13 protein-coding genes are annotated in these 19,952 nt (G+C 67.9%); 12 read left to right on the top strand and 1 reads right to left on the bottom strand.

Annotation, left to right across the window (positions count from 1 at the left end; translation table 11 throughout):
• The first annotated feature begins 144 nt into the window (after window positions 1–144).
• Complete coding sequence (locus DXK32_RS07645) at window positions 145–3,060, top strand: cellulase family glycosylhydrolase (RefSeq protein WP_114857962.1); 2,916 nt, start codon at window positions 145–147, stop codon at window positions 3,058–3,060.
• A 76-nt stretch (window positions 3,061–3,136) separates the two neighbouring features.
• Here DXK32_RS07645 and DXK32_RS07640 read toward each other — a convergent pair whose 3' ends face one another.
• The gene (locus tag DXK32_RS07640) at window positions 3,137–4,618 is read right to left on the bottom strand and encodes a lipopolysaccharide biosynthesis protein (protein ID WP_114857961.1); all 1,482 of its coding nucleotides are present in this window, start codon (window positions 4,616–4,618) and stop codon (window positions 3,137–3,139) included.
• Window positions 4,619–5,477: 859 nt separating this feature from the next.
• Here DXK32_RS07640 and DXK32_RS07635 point away from each other — a divergent pair.
• The 11 genes from DXK32_RS07635 to DXK32_RS07585 all read left to right on the top strand — a co-directional run bounded on the left by DXK32_RS07635 (window position 5,478) and on the right by DXK32_RS07585 (window position 19,748).
• Entirely contained in the window at window positions 5,478–6,923 is a 1,446-nt protein-coding gene (locus DXK32_RS07635; RefSeq protein WP_114857960.1) for an exopolysaccharide biosynthesis polyprenyl glycosylphosphotransferase, read from the top strand.
• Window positions 6,924–7,214: 291 nt separating this feature from the next.
• The gene (locus DXK32_RS07630; RefSeq protein WP_114857959.1) at window positions 7,215–8,552 is read left to right on the top strand and encodes an O-antigen ligase family protein; all 1,338 of its coding nucleotides are present in this window, start codon (window positions 7,215–7,217) and stop codon (window positions 8,550–8,552) included.
• Between the two features lie 61 nt (window positions 8,553–8,613).
• Window positions 8,614–9,546, top strand: a complete 933-nt coding sequence (locus tag DXK32_RS07625; RefSeq protein WP_114857958.1) for a glycosyltransferase family 2 protein — start codon at window positions 8,614–8,616, stop codon at window positions 9,544–9,546.
• Between the two features lie 8 nt (window positions 9,547–9,554).
• A complete protein-coding gene (locus DXK32_RS07620) occupies window positions 9,555–10,763 on the top strand; it encodes a glycosyltransferase family 4 protein (protein ID WP_114857957.1) in 1,209 nt (402 codons plus the stop codon).
• 79 nt (window positions 10,764–10,842) lie between these two features.
• Window positions 10,843–11,970 (top strand): glycosyltransferase family 4 protein, encoded by a 1,128-nt coding sequence (locus DXK32_RS07615; RefSeq protein ID WP_114857956.1) that lies wholly within the window; start codon window positions 10,843–10,845, stop codon window positions 11,968–11,970.
• Between the two features lie 116 nt (window positions 11,971–12,086).
• Window positions 12,087–12,998 (top strand): polysaccharide deacetylase family protein, encoded by a 912-nt coding sequence (locus tag DXK32_RS07610; RefSeq protein ID WP_114857955.1) that lies wholly within the window; start codon window positions 12,087–12,089, stop codon window positions 12,996–12,998.
• A 535-nt stretch (window positions 12,999–13,533) separates the two neighbouring features.
• Window positions 13,534–13,833, top strand: coding sequence for an acyl carrier protein (locus DXK32_RS07605; protein WP_114857954.1), 300 nt, complete (start codon window positions 13,534–13,536; stop codon window positions 13,831–13,833).
• 64 nt (window positions 13,834–13,897) lie between these two features.
• On the top strand, window positions 13,898–15,457 hold the full coding sequence (locus DXK32_RS07600) for a class I adenylate-forming enzyme family protein (RefSeq protein ID WP_114857953.1): 1,560 nt from the start codon (window positions 13,898–13,900) through the stop codon (window positions 15,455–15,457).
• A 57-nt stretch (window positions 15,458–15,514) separates the two neighbouring features.
• Window positions 15,515–17,530, top strand: coding sequence for an asparagine synthase (glutamine-hydrolyzing) (asnB, locus tag DXK32_RS07595; protein ID WP_114857952.1), 2,016 nt, complete (start codon window positions 15,515–15,517; stop codon window positions 17,528–17,530).
• A gap of 107 nt (window positions 17,531–17,637) precedes the next feature.
• Window positions 17,638–18,645 (top strand): NAD(+) synthase, encoded by a 1,008-nt coding sequence (nadE, locus tag DXK32_RS07590; protein WP_114857951.1) that lies wholly within the window; start codon window positions 17,638–17,640, stop codon window positions 18,643–18,645.
• Complete coding sequence (locus DXK32_RS07585; protein ID WP_114857950.1) at window positions 18,642–19,748, top strand: GNAT family N-acetyltransferase; 1,107 nt, start codon at window positions 18,642–18,644, stop codon at window positions 19,746–19,748. Before nadE ends, DXK32_RS07585 begins: the two co-directional genes overlap by 4 nt.
• Window positions 19,749–19,952 lie beyond the last annotated feature (204 nt).

Below are 19,952 nucleotides of genomic sequence, written 5' to 3'. Positions count from 1 at the left end.
CCGCAGCAAAGGCGGTTTTTCGCGCCTCATTCTTTTCACAGCCTGTCGTGGCTTTTGAGCCGCATTTCCCTAAAATCCGAAATACCTCGTTAACCAATTGGGCCTCACCTTTGCTCCACCGAAAATGGAGAGAGGTTACTTCCAATGGCAACGACCACCACGGGTCTCGTCGACACGACCTTCGTCGTCAACGCCTCGGGGCAGGCTGCCGGCGGGATCTGGCCGCAGTTCCGGCTGCTCCTGGATGGTGTCAACATCGGCCAGGCGACGGTCAGCTCGACCAGCGCCGGCCGTTACACCTTCAAGGCCCAGGTCGCACCGGATCAGGCGCACAAGGTTCAGATCGTCTACTTCAACGACGGCTTTGTGAACGGGCAGGACCGCAACCTGCTCGTCCAGTCGCTGGAAGTGAACGGCAAGCCCGTCGCCTCCACCAGCTCGCTGGTCACCTACGACCGTGGCGCCGCCGACGGCCAGGACGTGATTCCCGGCCAGGAAGGCATGTGGTGGGACGGTTCGCTCGATTTCGCCCTGACCAAGGACTATTTCCCGGTCCCGACGCCGCCGGCCCCCGCCGGCAACACCCAGGTCATCCTGAACCTTCAGGGCAACCCGGCGGGCGGCACCAACGCCCATTTCAACCTGCTGATCGACGGCAAGAAGGTCGGCGAGGGCGTCGCCGGCACGACCGCCAAGGACTACGTCTTCTCGATCAACGCTCCGGCGGATCAGGCGCACAAGGTCCAGATCCAGTACGACAACGACGCCACGGTGAACGGCCAGGACCGCAACCTGCTGGTCAACAAGATCACCATCAACGGCAAGTCCGTCCTGCCCACCGACAGCATCGTGACCTATGACAAGGGCGCGCTCGACGGCAAGGATGTGATCGCCGGCCAGTCCGGCATGTGGTGGAACGGCACCCTGGTCGTGGACGCCGACAAGAGCTTCTTCCCCGGCTCCTCCAACCCGACCAACCCCACCACCCCGACCACGCCGCCGGCGCCCGGCGCCGGCACCACCCAGGTCGTGCTGAACCTGCAGGGCAACGAGGCGGGCGGCACCAACGCCCATTTCAACCTGCTGATCGACGGCAAGAAGGTCGGCGAGGGCGTCGCCGGCACGACCGCCAAGGACTACGTCTTCTCGATCAACGCTCCGGCGGATCAGGCGCACAAGGTCCAGATCCAGTACGACAACGACGCCACGGTGAACGGCCAGGACCGCAACCTGCTGGTCAACAAGATCACCATCAACGGCAAGTCCGTCCTGCCCACCGACAGCATCGTGACCTATGACAAGGGCGCGCTCGACGGCAAGGATGTGATCGCCGGCCAGTCCGGCATGTGGTGGAACGGCACCCTGGTCGTGGACGCCGACAAGAGCTTCTTCCCCGGCTCCTCCAACCCGACCACGCCGACCAACCCGCCGGCCCCCACCCCGACCAAGCCGACCCTGTCGGTCAGCGACGTGTCGGTGACCGAGCCGACCGGCAACACCAGCGGCATCGCGCCGGGCTTCCTGCACACCGAGGGCGGCCAGATCATGGACAGCAGCGGCAAGGCCGTGAAGCTGACCGGCGTGAACTGGTTCGGGGCCGAGGGCTACGCCTTCGCGCCGCAGGGGCTGTGGATGGACAGCTACCAGAGCCACATGAACCAGATGAAGGATCTGGGCTTCAACACCATCCGCCTGCCCTACTCCGACGCGATGCTCGACAACGGCCGCATGCCCACCGGCATCGACTATTCGAAGAACCCGGACCTGCGCGGCAAGACCTCGCTGGAGGTGTTCGACAAGATCATCGACTACGCCGACAAGATCGGCATGAAGATCATCCTCGACCACCACCGTTCCGGCGACGGCGCATCGGCCAACGAGAACGGGCTCTGGTACACCAGCCAGTACCCGGAATCGAAGATGATCGAGAACTGGAAGATGCTGGCGACCCGTTACAAGGGCAACGACGCCGTCATCGGCGCCGACCTGCACAACGAGCCGCACAACCCGGCCACCTGGGGCGACGGCGGCCCGAACGACTGGGCCCGCGCCGCGGAGCGCATCGGCAACGCCATCCAGTCGGTCAACAAGGACTGGCTGCTGATCGTCGAGGGCGTCGAGACCTACCAGAACCAGTGGTACTGGTGGGGCGGCAACCTGCTGGGCGAGAAGAACTACGAGGTCAAGTTCAACGAGCCGGGCAAGCTGGTCTACTCGGTCCACGACTACGGACCGTCGCTCTACATGATGGACTGGTTCAAGGCCAACAACTTCCCGAACAACATGCCGGCGAAGTGGGACCAGATGTGGGGCCACTTCATCCAGAACGACGAGACCCCGATCCTGGTCGGCGAGTTCGGCAGCCGTATGGAGACCGCCATCGACAAGGCGTGGATGCCCAAGCTGATCCAGTACATGAACGGCGACTGGAACGGCGACGGCAAGATCGACCTCGCCGCGGGCCAGCAGGGGGCAAGCTGGACCTACTGGGCCTGGAGCCCCGGTTCGGGCGACACCGGCGGCATCATGAACGACAGCTGGAAGGTGGACTACACCAAGTACAACGCCATCAAGGCGGGGCTGTACAGCAGCACCGCCACCAGCCCGGTCACCACCGACGCGGTGTTCACGATCAAGCTGTCCCAGGCCTACAGCCAGACGGTGACGGTGGACTACGCCACGGCGGACGGCACGGCCAAGGCCGGTTCGGACTATCTGGCGACCAGCGGCAAGCTGACCTTCGCCGCCGGCGAGACCACCAAGACGGTCGCCGTCAAGGTGCTGAGCGACGACGTGGTCGAGGGCGTCGAGACCTTCAACCTGAAGCTCTCCAACCCGACGCAGGCGACCATCGCCGACGGGACCGGCGTGGGCACCATCAACCCGCCGGGCTCGGCCCAGGCCCTGTCGGCGGACCTGCTGGCCCACGCCCTGGCCCAGGACACGACGACCACTCAGCCGGACAACGTGCAGGCCGCAATCGACACGTCGTCGATCGACCTCGCGCACCTGCTGGCGATGGACGCCGCGAACCTGATGCTCGAGCATCAGGCCGCGTAACGACCGCGCAAGCGGACCACGAGGAAGGGCCGGCGGAGCGATCCGCCGGCCCTTTCCGTTTTCAGGGCGTGCGCCTTCAGGACGCCGATTGCAGGCGGCGGACGCGGCCCAGCAGCAGCTTGCCCAGCAGCGCCCGACCCGCCGAGCCCATGCCCGGTCCGAACACCGCCGCGGCCAGGAACACCAGCACCAGCAGCACCTTCTCGGCGGTGAAGGCCGGATCGACCTCCGTGCCGAACAGATACCAGCCCGCCGCATAGGCGAAGGCCGCCGGCACCAGGATCCAGCCGATCCGCACGGCGTTCAGCGGCAGCTCGTCGCGGCAGATGCGGCGGCGCACCGTCTCGGTCAGGACGATCTGGAAGACCTCGCGCCCCAGGTTGGCCAGCGCGGCGCCGAGCAGGCCCCACTGCCAGACCAGCGCCAGCGCCAGCGCCGAGCCCACCGCGAGGCTGGCCGCGGAGATCCAGGGCAGCACGCCGACGCGCTTGGCCTTCAGGATCGCCACCTCCGGGTTCATCCGCACGCCGTGCAGCACATAGGCCAGCACCAGGAAGGGCATGCTGGTCAGGACCGGCGTGTAGTCGGCCGACGCGATCAGCCAGAGGATCTCCGGCGCGGTCAGCGCCAGCCCCAGCCCGGCCCCGGTCAGCAGGACGACGAACAGGTGGAAGACGAAATCCGCTTGTGCGTGGTCCGCCGCGCCGTGCTGGGACTCCAGCCGGCTGACCGACCAGATCTGCAGGAAGGAGGCGGTCAGGAACATGAAGAGGATCTGCGACAGCCGCATCCCGAAGGCGAACAGGCCCACCGCGGCCGTGGACAGCAGGATGTTCAGCAGCCAGCGCGAGACGAAGTTGTTGGCGATGTCCAGCAGCGACTGCGGCGCGTAGGGCAGCCCCAGCGCCGCCACCCGCTTCAGGATCGGGAAGGAGAAGGAGAAGCCGGTGTCCTTCAGGATCGCCACCACGAGCAGGAGGCCGAGCGCCAGGAAGGACGCGCCGTTCGCCAGGAAGATGCCCTCCACCCCGAGGCCGAGCGCCCACAGGAACAGCAGATTGAAGGCGAGCAGGGCCACCACCTTGGCCAGCGACACCAGCAGACACAGCCCCGACCGCTTGCGCGCCCGGTAATAGGCCAGCGCCAGCTCGAACAGGGTGGTCAGCGCCACGCCGGCCAGTGCGATCGCCATCACCGCCGCGTGGCCGGTGTCGCCGAACATCGCCCAGCTTCCCGCCATGCCAAGCGGCCAGGCCAGACCGACCATCGCCACCGACGTGCCGACCACCGCCAGCAGGCAGGTGCTGGCGACCCGCCGCCGGTCGCTCTCCTCGGCGTGTTCGAAATAGACGGCGGTGAAGGCGTTGTTCATGCCGATCATCAGCATGACCGCCAGCAGGTCGGCGACCACCACCACCAGCGCGTAGACGCCGAATTCGGAAGGGCTGAGAAGACGGGTGTAGAGCGGCAGGAGCAGAAGCCCGGCAGCCCGGTTCACCACGTTGGCCAGCATGAACAGCCAACCGTGTTTCAAGATCGTCGCTGCTTCGGACGCCATCAGGAACTCCGCCTAGAACTCCGGTGGGGCGGCGGTGCCGCACCCGCGAACGCAATTCCGATGATTGGAACCGGACCGGGACGTTTCAATTTCGCGTTGGTGCCGTCGTCGCCCTCTTCGGACGTATCCCGATGGCAACCCGTGCCCCCACCCCGGCCCTCCCCCGCTGTCGCAGGGGAGGGAGATGATCGCGAAGCGGCGGCAGTCCCCTCCCCTGCGACAGCGGGGGAGGGTTAGGGTGGGGGCAACAAGGTCCACCAGTCAGGCACACAACCGATCCAGCCTGCGAGGGCACTCCACCGCGATCAACGGGGCGTTCGAGACGGCGTCTCATCCGGAATCGCCCACCGGATTCTTATGGGATACGTCCGCGCCATCGCCTCGGCGGGACGGGCAGACCAACCCGGCGCACCCCACCGCCACCCGGCGGCGGCCCCCACCATAGGGGACAGGGAACATCCCCCGAATACCCCCAATTTGCGGGAAGGAAAGAGGTAGCCGGGGATCGGCGGTGGCAGCGTCGTCACCGATCCGGATGATCCGGACGAAGTTACCCACTTTCCTTAATCTCTTCAAACTCACCCCACTGAAACCATGCGGCATGTAAGGGGTATCGCCGCTGGCGGAGGAGGCCTCTTGTGATTTGTTGATTGACGGCAGCCTTTATCCTAATTCGTGGAGAACAGCGCAACCTTCTGATCTGTCTGCACAGAGGCGGAGAACGCGCTGATATTTGTGTGTCTTTCTGAACACAGAAGGACTCAAAGAAAAAGCTGATGAGAAACCGTCTTTCGCTGCGGCGCGTTAGGTCAGGCGCGAGACGGATGACATTCCGTTTCACACATAAATGGGACCTGCGATGAGCAAACTCGACCCAGAAGCGGTCATCAATCTGGCCCCGGTGAAGAAGACGGCCATGCCGACGGTGGGACCCGGGCTGCTGTTGGCTCTGTCCGACGGCTTCATGCTCGCCCTGCTCGGCTGGACGCTCATCCAGCTGTTCGGAAGCGACACCCTGACCGCGGAAGCGGACCTGTCGCAGCGCGCCCTGGTCACCGGCCTGATGCTGGTGCCGCTGGTGAAATCGGTTTTCGGAATTTATTCTCTGGGCCGCTTCGATTATCTGGAGCGGACCCGCCGCACCTTCCAGGCGGCCCTGCTGTCGGTCGCCGTGCTGGCCGTGCCCTTCATCGTGATGGACGGCTTCCGCTCCTTCTTCGTCGAGGCGCTCTCGGTCGCCCTGATCGGCTTCGCGATCACCTACGCCGCCGACCTGCTGCTGGTGCACGGGCTGATGGCCAGCGCGTTGAACTGGCGCACCCCGGTGGTGATCGTCGGCGCCGGCCCGCAGGGCGCCGCCATCGCCGAGAAGCTGCAGCGCCTGCCCTGGCTCGGGATGCGCCCGGTCTGCTTCTTCGACGACGACAACACGCTGTGGCAGACCCGCGTCGCCAACCTGCCGGTGGTCGGCTCGACCGACCTGCTCGCCAAGTCCCCGGCCTACGCCCAGCAGGCCCAGGCGGCCATCGTCGCCGACATCGGGCGCCATGGCGCGGATTTGACGACGCTGGTCGGCCGGCTGCCCTTCAAGCAGGTCTATTGCCTGCTGGGCGAGGGCAACGTCAGCGCCGTCGACGCCACCTACCACAACCTGCACGGCTCGCTGGCCCTGCGCGTCTCGGTCCGTCCGCCGACCAGCTACCTGCGCATCCGCCGCGCGCTCGACATCCTGCTGTCGGGCATCCTGCTGGTGGCGGTGGCGCCGCTGATGCTGGGCATCGCCGCGGCGATCCGTCTGGACAGCCCCGGCCCGGTGATGTTCCGCCAGAAGCGCTGGGCCGGCGGCGACAAGACCTTCGACGTGCTGAAGTTCCGCTCGATGCACATCAACGCGGAGGAGCATCTCCAGCGCCTGCTGGAGAACGATCCGAAGATGCGCGAAGAGTACATGACCTACCACAAGCTGACCTACGACCCGCGCATCACCCCGGTCGGCCGCTTCCTGCGCAAGACCTCGCTCGACGAGCTGCCGCAGCTGGTGAACATCCTGATGGGCGACATGAGCCTGATCGGCCCGCGCGCCTACATGCCCAAGGAACTGCCGGAGGTCGGCGCGTCGGCCGAGGTCATCGGCTCCGTCCGTCCGGGCCTGACCGGCTACTGGCAGGTGTCGGGGCGCCACCGCACCACCTTCCAGGAACGCGTCGCCATGGACGTCTTCTACGTCCGCAACTGCGGCCTGCTGTTCGACTTCTACATCCTGTGCAAGACCGCGGTGATCGTCCTCAAGGGCGACGGGTCATGACCCCGCGGCGCTCCATCCAGGCCCCTCTTCCCACCCGGGAGAGGGGCTTTCCCTTTTTGGAGTCCGCTCCGGAGCCGGCGGGAACGGCCGTCATAGGCCCTGCGGGGCCCGCAAGATCGGGGTGGATGGCCCAACCGGGGGTAGCCCCGATGGGGACGGCCTCCTTAGGCCTAATGCCTCCGCCCGGCTACAGGTCCGGGCATCGGGTTGGCATCTTCAGAAAACGATGCGGTGCGCCCGTCATGGGCGTTCACTGCCCATAGCAGCCCTTTTCACCGGAACAGCGGCCCCATGAAAGTCCTCGAAGTTCTGGAAAAGAGCATCACCGTCTTCTGCATCGTCTCGTTCGGCGGGTCGGTGCTCCCGGCGCTGCTGACCGGCGGCGGCACGACCGATCCGGACGCGCCGGGCGCGGTGATCTACTTCATGGCCGTCTACGTCATGATCCTGGGCCTGATCGCGCTGCGGCCCAGCCTGGCCTTCCGCATTCCGACGGGAAGCCCGGCGGTGTCGCTGATCGTGGCGCTGGCCTTCCTGTCGGCCCTGTGGTCGATCTACCCGGACGTGACGCTGCGCCGCGCGGTGGCCTTCCTGTTCACCACCGCCTTCGCCGTCTATCTGGCCCTGCGCTACACCTTCCCGGAAATCGTCCGGATGCTGGCGACGGGCCTATCCATCCTGATGGTTCTGTCCTACGCCTCGGTCTTCGCCATGCCGGCGGTCGGGCTCGACCACGAGCAGCATGTCGGCGCCTGGAAGGGCATCTTCTGGCAGAAGAACGTGACGGGCCGCATGATGGTCTGGCTGGTGCTCTGCCTGCTGTGGCTCGACTGGACGCGCGAGGGCAAGCGCTGGGTGGTCCGCCCGCTGCTGCTGATGGCCCTGCTGCTGATCGTGATGAGCCGGTCGGGCACCGGCCTGGTGACCTCGATCCTGGTCGCCGGCCTGCTGCTGGTCAGCGGCTTCGTGCGCGGCGGCATCCGCAGCTTCGCGCCGGCCATGGCCTTCGTCCTGCTGGTCGCGGTGGTCGGCATCACCAGCGGCACAACCTTCTGGCACGACATCCTCTACATGCTGGGCCGCGATCCGACGCTGACCGGACGCACCGTGCTGTGGGAACACACGCTGATGTCCATCCAGGACCGCTTCCTGCTCGGCTGGGGCTACGGCGCCTACTGGTACGGAGCCTACGGTCCGGGCAGCACCTTCACCCAGGGCTGGGGCATCAACTCCGCCCACAACGGGTGGATGGAGGCGTGGCTCGACCTCGGCCTGCCCGGCGTGATCCTGACGGCGATGCTGATGGGCCGCCTGCTGATCCAGGGCTTCGGCGCCATCCGCTACAGCGAGAACCGCGCCGAGCCCGCTTGGATCTTCACCGTCGGCTGCGCGCTCCTGCTGATCTCGGTGTCGGAAAGCGTGTTCCTGGAGCGCCATTCCCTGAACTGGATCGTGCTGGTGATCGCGGTGACCCGCCTCGTGCAGCGCCGCCGCTGGGCGAAGATGCAGGCCCGGATGCAGGACCAGCAGCAGGCCTACAACGCCGGCTTCGCCAGTTCCTCCCCCTACGGAACCTCCTACGGCGGGCCGCCGGCCGCCGGCTGGAGCGGTCCGGCCCGGCCCGGCTGACGGAAGGAGGCCCCCTCATGTTCCGCCCCCCGCATTCTCCGTCGCGACAGAAGGTAGTGTCATGACGTCCCCGCAAGAGATGGTCACCGTCGTCATCCCCACCCGCAACCGGCCGGACATGGTCGCGCGGGCCGTGGAAAGCGCCCTGGCCCAGACCTACGCCCCGCTCGAGGTCGTCGTCGTCATCGACGGACCCGATCCCGCCACCGAGGAGCGCCTGAACGCGTTCGGCGATCCGCGCCTGACCGTGATCGCGTTGGAACAGAACCGCGGCGCCGCCGGCGCCCGCAATCTGGGCGTGGACCGCGCGAAGGGCTCCTGGATCGCCTTCCTCGACGACGACGATGAATGGATGCCGGGCAAGATTGCCTTGCAGATGGCCGCCCGCCCGCCCGGCGTGCGCTACCCGATCATGAGCTGCCGCTGCAAGGTGGTGACGGCCCGCGGCGACTTCGAATGGCCACGGCGCCTGTGCACCCCGCGGGACCGGATCGGCGACTACCTGTTCGTCCGCCACGGGCTGTTCAAGGGCGAGACCTTCGCCCCCACCACCACCCTGCTCGCCCCGAAAGCGCTGCTCCAGCGCCAGCCGATCCCGAAATCGGCCTTCGACGACTGGGAGTGGCTGATCTCCTGCGGGCAGATCGAAAGCTGCGCCCTGGTGACGGTGCCGGAGGTGCTGGCGATCCACTACACCGAATCCGACCGCATCACCCTGTCCACCTGCCACAACATCGACATGGCCCTGACCTGGGCGGAGTCGGTGCGGCCCCGGCTGTCGCCCCGCGCCTACGCCAGCCTGCTGCTCCAGGCCACCGGCGGCGAGCAGGCGGCGCGGACCCCGGCGGTGCGCAAGCGCATCCTGAAATCGGCGCTGCGGGACGGCGCGCCGACCCCGATGGCGCTGACCACCTTCCTGATGCATTCGCTGATGCCGGTCGGGCTGCGGCGCCGGCTGCGTCAGGCCATCTTTTCGGCTCCCGGCGCGGCGTGAGGTCAAGCATGGGTTTGATGGACATGGGTTTCCGGCGCAAGAAGGCGTCCCGCGCTTGCATTGTCTTCGCCACCCCCGGCGCGCTCGACGGCGGCGGGGGGATCGGGCGGATGACGGGTTACATCGTCGACGCCTTCCAGAACAGCCCCGCCGCCCCGGAAACCGTGGTGCTCGACACCCGCGGCACCGGCAGCGCCCTGCTGTCGCCGGTCTATCTGGCTGGCACGCTGGCGCGGCTGGGCGCCCTGATGCTGCGCCGCCGCCAGACGGTCGTGCACATCAACGTGTCGGAGAACGCCAGCGTCTGGCGCAAGGCGGTGGTCCAGCTCTTCGCCGGGCTGTTCTCCTGCCCCACCGTCGTGCATCTGCACGGCGCGTCCTTCATGGAGTATTTCGACAAGGGGCCGGTGTCCCGCGCGATCAGCCGCTGGCTGTTCGACCGCTGCGGCATCGCTCTGGTGCTGGGCGAGAGCTGGCGGAACTTCCTGGTGCAGTCGGTCGGGACGGACCCGCACAAGGTCCGCGTGCTCTACAACGCCGTGCCGGACATCGGCGCCGACCTGCCCGTCCGCGCGGCGCCGCCGGAGGGGGCGATCGTGTCGCTGCTGGTGCTCGCCAACCTGTCGGAGCGCAAGGGCATCGGCACGCTGCTGCGCTCCTGCCGGCTGATGAAGGACCGGGGCTTCCGCTTCCGCGTGACCATCGGCGGCGGCGGCGACGTCGAGGGCTACCGCCGCATGGCGGCGGAGCTGGGCGTGGACAACGAGTGCCGGTTCGAGGGCTGGATCTCCCGCGAGCAGGCGCACGCCCATCTGCGCGATCACGACATGCTGCTGCTGCCCTCGACCCACGAGGGGCTGCCCATGGTGATCCTGGAGGCGCTGTCCACCGGCATGCCCGTCATCACCACCCCGGTCGGCTCGATCCCGGAGGTGCTGACCGACGGTGAGACGGCGCGGATCGTCCCGGTCAACGACCCGGAGGCTTTGGACCACGCGATCCGCGACCTCGCCGCCCGGCCGGCGCTCTACGCGCGCCTGTCGGCACAGGGTCGCCGGCTGTTCCTGGAGAAATTCGTCATCGAGTCCTACGGCCGCAGCCTTCAGGACATCTATGCGGAGCTGAACCGCCCCGACGCCGTCCGGCGCCCCTCGTTGGGAGCGCTGCCCGACGCCGCGGCGGCCAAGCCATCGCTGACCCGCGCGGGCCGACAGTAAGAACCCATTTTTCCGCGGGGTCCTTTAATTCCTTCCTCCCTGAAGCTTCGCGAGGGGAGCGCGACAGTCAGGAGCGGATATGATCTACATCGTTTCACCCGGCGGCACGCTCGAAAAGGGCGGCATGGGGCGAATCGTCGACAACTTCACGACGGACCTGCGGGAGAACCGCCCCGACGTGAAGTTCGAAGTGATCGACAGCTATGGGCCGGACGCGAAATTTCATCTGATGCCCTTCTACTTCGCCGCCGCGATGCTGCGCCTGTTCGGCTGCTTCGCGACCGGCAAGGCCCAGCTCGTGCACATCCACATGGCCGAATACGGCAGCGTGCTCCGCAAGGGGCTGATCGTCGCCATGGCCTCGCTGTTCCGGGTGCCGGTCGTCCTGCATCTGCACGGGGGCCGTTTCCCCAAGCATTACGAGGACGCCAAGCCGCTGTCCCGCTGGGCCATCCGCCACATGATGGAGATGACCAGCGAGGTGGTGGTGCTGGGCGAATACTGGCGCAACTGGGTGGTCACCACCTTCCCGGCCGTGCGCCGCACGACCCTGCTGCACAACGCCGTTCCGGGGCCGGAGACGATCCCGGAGCGCGCGGAGGACGGGCCGGTGCGCCTGCTGTTCCTCGGCCGCCTGATCAAGCTGAAGGGCATCGACGTCCTGTTGGACGCCCTGGCGTCCGACGCGTGCCGCGGCCGCTCCTGGCAACTGACCATCGCCGGCGACGGCGACCTGGAGACCTACCGCGCCCAGGCCAAGGCGCTGGGGCTGGAGGAGCGCGTGCGCTTCACCGGCTGGCTCGACCAGACCGGCTGCCGCAAGGAGCTGGTGCAGGCCCATGTGCTGGTCCAGCCCTCCATGTTCGAGGGTCTGCCGATGTCGGTGCTGGAGGCCATGGCCAACGGCCTGACCATCGTCGCCACCCCGGTCGGCAGCGTCGGCGACGCCATCGCCGACGAGGAGACCGGCTTGCTGGTGCCGCCGGGCGACCGGACGGCCCTGGCCGAGGCGCTGGCCCGCGTGATCGACGACGCGGAGTTGCGCCGCCGGCTGGGCCAGGGCGCCCGCCGCCGCTTCGAACGCCAGTTCGACATCGCCGTCTACCGGGAACGCATCGTGGAGATCTACCGACGCAACGCCCGCGGCTGGATGTCCGAGCCGGCGCCCACGGCATCCATCGGGCCGCGCCGGGCGCGCTCCGGCTGACGATCCCGCCGATCCGGGCCCGGTTCCGAACCGGGCCCGTCCTGCCTTTCAACCGGTCCGCAACCGCCTCGCCAGACAGAACGAAGGACCGGACACACAGCAGAGGTCCAATCCCCATGAAGCAAGCCATCGCGGCCGGAATCGTGCGCTGGACGGGAGTCGGTGCCCTGTTCCGAAATCTGTTCGCGCGCCGGAACGTGACGATCGTCGTGTATCACGATCCGGACCCGGAGGTGATGCGCGCGCACCTCGCCTGGTACGCCGAACGCTACACTTTCACCACGCTGGACGCGGTGGCCGATGCGCTGGAAAGCGGGCGGTGGGGCGACCTGCCGCCCTATCCGCTTGTCGTCACCTTCGACGACGGCCACCGCAACAACGCCCGCCTGGAACCCCTGTTCACAGAATTTGGCGTGCGCCCGACCATCTACCTGTGCAGCCGCGTGGTCGGCACCGCCCGCCCCTATTGGTGGAAGACCGCCGCCGCCGGGCGGATCGGCGCCGAGACTCTGAAACGTCTCCCCGACCCGGAGCGACGCCGCCGGCTCGCCGAAGCCGGCGACGATCCCGACCGGGACGGCGCCGACCGCCAGTCGCTGACCTGGGACGAGGTCCGGCATCTGGCCGCCGTCACCGATTACGGCGCCCACACCCGCACCCACCCGATCCTCCTGCAATGCGACGACCAGCGCTGCGCCGAGGAGATCGCGCTGTGCAAGACCGAGCTGGAGGAGGCCACCGGCTTGCCCTGCCGCCATTTCGCCTTCCCCAACGGCGATTTCAGCGACCGCGAGGTGGCGATCATCCGGCAGGCCGGCTATCGCACCGCGCGCACCATCGATCCGGGCTGGAACGGCCCAAAGGCCGACCCGCTGCGGCTGCACGCCGTGCCGATTTCCGACGATGCTTCGGTGGACTGGCTGTCGGTGCAGGTGACCGGCATTCCGGCCTGGCTGCGCAAGCGCAAAGGCGACGGCGTCACGCAAGCCCCCACCCCGACGCACGGCGATCCGCTGCCGGCGGCGTGATCCTGGCCTTATGACAAGCGCTTCCCATGTCCCCTCTCCCCTCTGGGGAGAGGGTTAGGGTGAGGGGGTTGCGCTTTTGCCGGACTTTGCGCCACGGGCACCCCCCTCACCCGGCCCTTCGGGCCACCCTCTCCCCAGAGGGGCGAGGGAAAGCACGCCCGCCCCTCAGCAACCATGACGAGAGCGATAGGCCCGCCTACGCCGCAAGTCAGAGAGGGTTCCCCAAGAGTACGAGAAGGTATTCCCTGCTCAATTGCAATGACCCTGAGTGGTTAGCCACTGTCTTCACCGCCCGATCATCCTTTGCACTCTCGAAAACACCGCATTCGAATGCAATAAAGAATGACGTACTCGGCGGCGTTGCCGGAACCTCGTGACAAAGAGCGGGAAGAAGCCTTTCCCAATCCGACGCAACGAGGCGGTAACACCGAAAGGAACGGACCGGCCCCTTTGGAGTAACTCCCGCAGAGACCGACCACCGTCCCGAACTGCCGGCCAAGGATCGACGACCAAACCCACAGGAGTTGCCAGCGACATGCGGACCGCCACCATCACCACCGAGCCGACGACCCTGAGCGCACCCGCCACCCAGGAAATCCGCGCCTTCATCGTGGAGAACTTCCTGCTCGGCAGCGACTCCGGCTTCGACAACGCCGAATCCCTGCTGGAGAGCGGCATCATCGACTCCACCGGCATCATGCACGTCGTGGCCTTCCTGGAAGAGCACTTCGGCATCATCGTCGAGGACGAGGACATGGTGGCCGACAACCTCGAGTCGGTCAGCCGCATCGCCGCCTACGTCGAGCGCAAGCGGACCCTGAAGGACGCCGCCTGATCCATCCGCCAGGACGGAACGGGTCATCGGGACAGTCACCGAAGCCAGGCAAGGGAACAGCGTCATGGCGCACCTGCTTCATCAGTTCCTCAGCGAGACCGCCGTCAGGCGGCCGCACCACACCGCGCTGATCGCGGGTGAGAACGCCGTCACCTTCGCCGAGCTGGACCGCCAGAGCGACGCCGTCGCCTGCGCGCTCCAGTCCGCCGGGGTGGTGCGCGGCGACCGCGTGGCGGTCATGCTGGAGAACTCGATCGAGTATGTCGCGGGCCTGTTCGGCGCGCTGAAGGCCGGGGCCGTCTACGTCCCCGTCAACCCGTCCACCAAGGCGGACAAGCTGGCCTACATCCTGACCGACGCCGGCGTCCGGGCGCTCATCGCGCCCGCCGCGCTCGCCCGGCAGGTTGTGCCGGCGGCTGGCGAGGCGCCTCACCTCGCCACCACGCTGTGGGTTGGGCCCGCTGTGCCGGCCGGGGCCGGCGGGCTCTCCTTCACGGACATCGTGGCTGCCCATCCGGATGCATCGTCCGGACGCACCGCACCGCAGGACCGCGGCCTGATCGACCAGGATCTGGCGGCCATCCTCTACACCTCGGGAACCACCGGGCGGCCCAAGGGCGTGATGCTCAGCCACGCCGCGCTGGTGAACACCACCTGGTCGATCTCGACCTATCTGGAGAACACGCCCGACGACGTCGTGATGTGCGTCCTGCCGCTGACCTTCGGGTACGGCCTGTCGCAGATCCTGACCGGGGCGCGCGTCGGCTTCACGGTGGTTCTGGAACGCTCCTTCGCCTTTCCGGCGGAAACGCTGGCGCGCATGGTGAAGCACCGCATCACCGGCCTGCCCGGCGTGCCGACCTTCTTCTCCACCCTTCTCGGGATGGAGGCGATGAAGACCGCCGACCTGTCCTCCCTGCGCTACCTGACCAACGCGGCGGCGCCCCTGCCGACCGCCCACATCGACCGCCTGCGCGAGCGTTTCCCGGATGCCGCCTTCTATTCGATGTACGGCATGACGGAATGCTGCACCCGCATCTGTTACCTCGACCCGCGCGACCTCGGCACCAAGACCGCCTCGGTGGGCCGGGCCATCCCCAACTGCGAAGCCTATGTGGTGGACGAACTGGGCAACCGCGCCGTCCCCGGCGAGGTCGGCGAACTGGTGGTCCGCGGCGCCAACGTGATGCGCGGCTACTGGAACCGCCCGGAGGAAACCGCCAAGCGCCTGCGCAGCGGGCCGCAGGGCGAGACGCTGCTCTACACCGGCGACCTCTTCACCATGGACGCCGACGGCTGCCTCTACTTCGTCAGCCGCAAGGACGACGTGTTCAAGTGCCGCGGCGAGAAGGTCAGCCCCAAGGAGGTCGAGAACGCCCTCTACGAGCTGGACGCCGTGGTCGAGGCCGCCGTCCTCGGTGTGCCCGACCCCGCCGACGGCATGGCGGTGAAGGCCTATCTGGTCGTCCGCCCCGGCGCCACCCTGACCGAAATGGCGATCCGCCAGCACTGCCGGGGCCGCCTGGAAAGCCATCTGGTGCCCAAATTCATCGAGATCCGCGACGAGTTGCCGAAGACCGACTCCGGCAAGATCCGGCGCGCGACGCTCGCCGAAACCGCCTGACTTTTTTTTACCGCCGATCCCTTTCCCGCCGGATCAAGACACACAGGAGAGCGTGCGATGTGTGGTGTCGCCGGAGTTCTCGCCGGGCCGCGTGCCGAGCCCGCCGGACTCGACGAACTGAAGCGCATGATCGCCATGATCGGGCATCGCGGCCCGGACGGCTACGGCTTCTACCGCGACGGGCGGATCGGGCTCGCCCACGCGCGCCTCAGCATCGTCGGCCTGGAGGGCGGCTTCCAGCCGATCCACAACGAGGAGCGGACTCTCTGGATCACCTTCAATGGCGAGATCTTCAACCACGTCGAACTGCGGCGTGATCTGGAGGCGCGCGGGCACCGCTTCTACACCCGCACCGACACCGAGGTGATCGTCCACGCCTTCGAGGAGTACGGCCCCGCCGCCTGGGCCAAGCTGAACGGCCAGTTCGCCATCGGCCTGTGGGACGCGGTGAAGCGCGAGCTGTGGCTGGTCCGCGACCGGCTGGGCATCCTGCCGCTGTTCTACGCCCGCAGCGGCGACCATCTCGCCTTCGCGTCGGAGGCCAAGGCCCTGTTCGGCGGCGGGCGGATCGAGCCGCGCTTCGACGCCGCCCGCCTCGCCCAGGTCTTCACCCACTGGAGCGTCGCTCCCCAGGGCAGCGTCTTCGCCGGGGTGCAGAGCGTGCCGCCGGCCACCGCCATCCGCATCGACGCCGACCTGCGCCTGCACGAGGCCCGCTATTGGGAGCCGGACATGGCCGGCGATCCCGCTTTGTCCCGCATCACGCTGGACGAGGCGGCGGACCGGCTGGAGGAGAAGCTGCTCGACGCCATCCGCCTGCGGCTGCGCGCCGACGTGCCGGTGGGCGTCTACATCAGCGGCGGGCTCGACAGCTCGGTGATCGCGGCGCTGGCCCGCAAGCTCGACACCACGCAGATGCACAGCTTCGGTGTGCGCTTCGCCGACAACGCCTTCGACGAGACGCCGCAGCAGCGGCTGGTCGCCGGCCATGTCGGGACGGAGCATCACGACATCCTCTGCACGGCGGAGGACATCCAGGCGGCCCTGCCCGACGTGATCTGGCACGGCGAATCGCCGCTGGTCCGCACCGCCCCGGCGCCGCTCTTCCTGCTCTCCCGCCTCGTCCGCGACAGCGGCATCCGCGTCGTGCTGTCCGGCGAGGGGGCCGACGAATGGCTGGCCGGCTACGACATCTTCAAGGAGGACAAGGTCCGCCGCTTCTGGGCGCGGCAGCCGCACTCCACGGCGCGCCCGAAGCTGCTCAGCCGCATCCATCCCTACGCCGCCACCAGCGGCCAGAAGGACAGCCCGCTCTGGCAGGCCTTCTGGAAGCGCGGCATGACGGAGACCGACGATCCCTTCTACGCCCACCGCATCCGCTGGCAGAACACCGCCTGGACCCAGCGCCTGCTGGCGCCGGACGTGCGCTCCACCGCCAACGCGCAGGCCTTCGACGACGTCGTGTCCGCCCATCTGCCCGCCGGCTGGTCACGCTGGAGCCCGCTCGCCCGCACCCAGTGGACGGAAATCGCCGCCTTCATGTCGCCCTATCTGCTGACCAGCCAGGGCGACCGGGTGGCGATGGCCAACAGCATCGAGGTCCGCTACCCCTTCCTCGATCCGGAGGTGGACGACCTCTGCGCCGCCCTGCCCGACCGGGTCAAGATGCTGGGGCTGCGCGACAAGCTGGCGCTGCGCCGCGTCGCCTCGCGCCTGCTGCCGGCGGAAATCTTCCACCGCCCGAAGCGCCCCTACCGCGCGCCGATGACCACCGCCCTCTTCGGCGCCCAGGCCCCGGCCTATGTGCGGGACCTGCTGTCCGAAGAGGCGCTGAACCGCTACGGGCTGGTCGACGCCGCCGGCGTCGCCACCCTCGCCGCCAAGGCCCATCGCACCGACGGCCGCATGGCCGGCGAGCGCGAGGAGATGGCCCTGGTCGGCGTGCTCACCCTCCAGATGCTCGCCCGGAACGTGCTGGACGAGCTTCCCGGCCGGGCCTCGACGCTCCGCGCCCGCTTGGACGCCGCGCCCATCCACATTCTCGAAGAGCATTTGGACAGCGCCGCCGCCTGATCCGGCGGCCTGGCGCGGTCCCCAAGGCACAGTCCTTTCCATAGTCGCCTTCTCACAGTCCCCTTCTCACAGTCGATGCAACAACGCCAACCGGGAAAACCGACACCATGCTGAACGCCCTGCATCCCTTCGACGCCAACGCCCTCTCGCTCGACTGCGCGGCCGCGGCCCGGGAGATCGAACAGTTCATCCAGCGCACCGTCGCCCACGACCTGAAGCGCCAGGGCATCGTGCTCGGCGTGTCCGGCGGCATCGACAGCTCGGTCTGCGCGGCGTTGGCCGTCCGCGCGCTTGGGCCGGAGCGCGTCCTGGCGATCCTGATGCCGGAGAAGGAATCCTCGCCCGACAGCACCCGCCGGGGCCGGTTGCTCTGCGAGAGCCTGGGCGTCGAGCCGATCATGGAGAATCTGACCGCTCCGCTGACCGCGCTCGGCTGCTACGAGCGCCGCGACAGCGCCATCCGCCGCCTCTTCCCGGAATACGGTCCGGGCTGGAAGCAGAAGATCGGCCTGGCCGCCGGCCTGCTCGACGCCGACCGCGTCAACTACTTCACCATGACGGTGGAATCGCCGGAGGGCGACCGCCAGACCAGCCGCATGCCGGTGGACGTCTATCTGTCGGTGGTCGCCGCCACCAACCTGAAGCAGCGCGTCCGCAAGACCATGGAATACACCCACGCCGACCGGCTGAACTACGCGGTCCTCGGCACGCCGAACCGGCTGGAGTATGAGTTGGGCTTCTTCGTGCGCGGCGGCGACGGTCTGGCCGACCTGAAGCCGATCGCCCATCTGTTCAAGACCCAGGTCTACCAGATGGCCGCCTGGCTCGGCCTGCCCGACGACATCCAGAGCCAGTCGCCGAGCACCGACACCTACACCCTGCCGCAGTCGCAGGAGGAGTTCTATTACGCCATCCCCTACGACAAGCTGGACCTGGCGCTCTGCGCCTACGGCCGCGGCGTGCCGGAGGACGAGGCGGCCCGCGCCCTCAACCTGTCGGTCGAGCAGGTCCGCCGCGTCTACAAGGACATCGTCCTGAAGCGCCGCACGTCGGGCCGCATCCTGCGCAACGCCGCGCTGGTGCAGCCGGTCGAGGTGGATGGGAGCGACGCATGACCGCAATGCCCTGGCTTCAGCGGGGTGTGGAACGGTTCATGTCCGAGGATCGCGTCGCGCTGGAGTCCTTCCAGCGCGACCACTTCGGCGCGGACTCCCCGCTGCTGGACGACACCCATTTCAATTGGCTGTTCGAGGAGCCGCCGACCCCCGATCCGGAGGGGATGCAGCTCTGGGTCTGCAAGCGGAACGGGGGGATCGTCGGCCAGCAGGCGGGCATTCCCTTCGCGTTGAAGGTGGGGCAGCGGGTGCACCGCGCCTCCTGGGCGATCGACCTGATGGTTGCCCCGGAATGGCGGTTGCGCGGCGTCGGGCCGGGCCTGTCGGAGACCCACGCCGCCGCCAGCGAGGTGAGCGTCTCACTGTCGATGACCGACGCCGCCTACAAGTCCTACAAGCGGGCGGGCTGGCTCGATCTCGGCAACGTCCCGACCTATCTGCGCGTGATCGATCCGCCGCGCTGCCTGCGCGTCAGCCCCTATGACGGCGGACTGGCCCGCCTGATGGCGCGGCTGGGCAAGCCGGCGATGAGCGCCGCTTCGCTGGTCGGCCACGCGGCCGCCCGGACCTTCGGCGCCCGGCTGGTCGAGGTCGAGCGCTTCGACGAGCGGATGGACGGGCTGTGGGAGGCCGCGGCCCCCCAGCATCTCTGCGCCGCCCGGCGCGACCACGCCTATCTCCAGTGGCGCTTCGACAAGATCCCCAACGCGGCGCGGCACCGCCGCTTCCTCGTGATGCGCGGCGACACGGTGGTGGCCTATGTGGTGCTGCGGGTGGACCGCTGGCGCGGCGAGAGCGTCGGGGTGGTCTGCGATTATCTGGCCCGTCCGGGCTGGCTGATGCCCGCCTTCGCCCTGCTGGTCGAGCGCGCCCGGCGCGACCGGCTGGTCGCCCTGCTCTGCCGCACGCTGAACGCGCAGGCCGCCCGTCCCCTGTCGATGATGGGTTTCCTGTGCCTGAAGAACGGTCTGCGCCAGCCGACCCGGATGATGGCCCGCCCCGCGGCCGACCGTCCGGAACTGACCCCGCTGATCGGCGACCCGAAGAACTGGTTCGTCACCGCCGCCGACAGCGACATGGGCTTCAAGGATCTCGGCGAGTAGGCGGTTTTGCAAAAACGAAAAGGGCGCTCGCATGGCTGCGGGCGCCCTTTTCCTTGGGTCGTGCGTAAAGTCGAGAATGGTAAGGATGCATAATCCGAGCGCGTGAGCGGCTTGCCGCTGCGCGCGACGTTCATGAAGGATCAAGCCGATCGAGCGATTAGTAAGGCTCAGCTTCAGGCGTTGCCGCCCGTCCACATGCCTCCT

Source organism: Azospirillum brasilense (assembly GCF_003349955.1).
GTDB lineage: Bacteria > Pseudomonadota > Alphaproteobacteria > Azospirillales > Azospirillaceae > Azospirillum > Azospirillum brasilense_B.
Note: the sequence above shows the minus strand (reverse complement) of the source record. Positions and strands in the feature narration are given on the sequence as shown.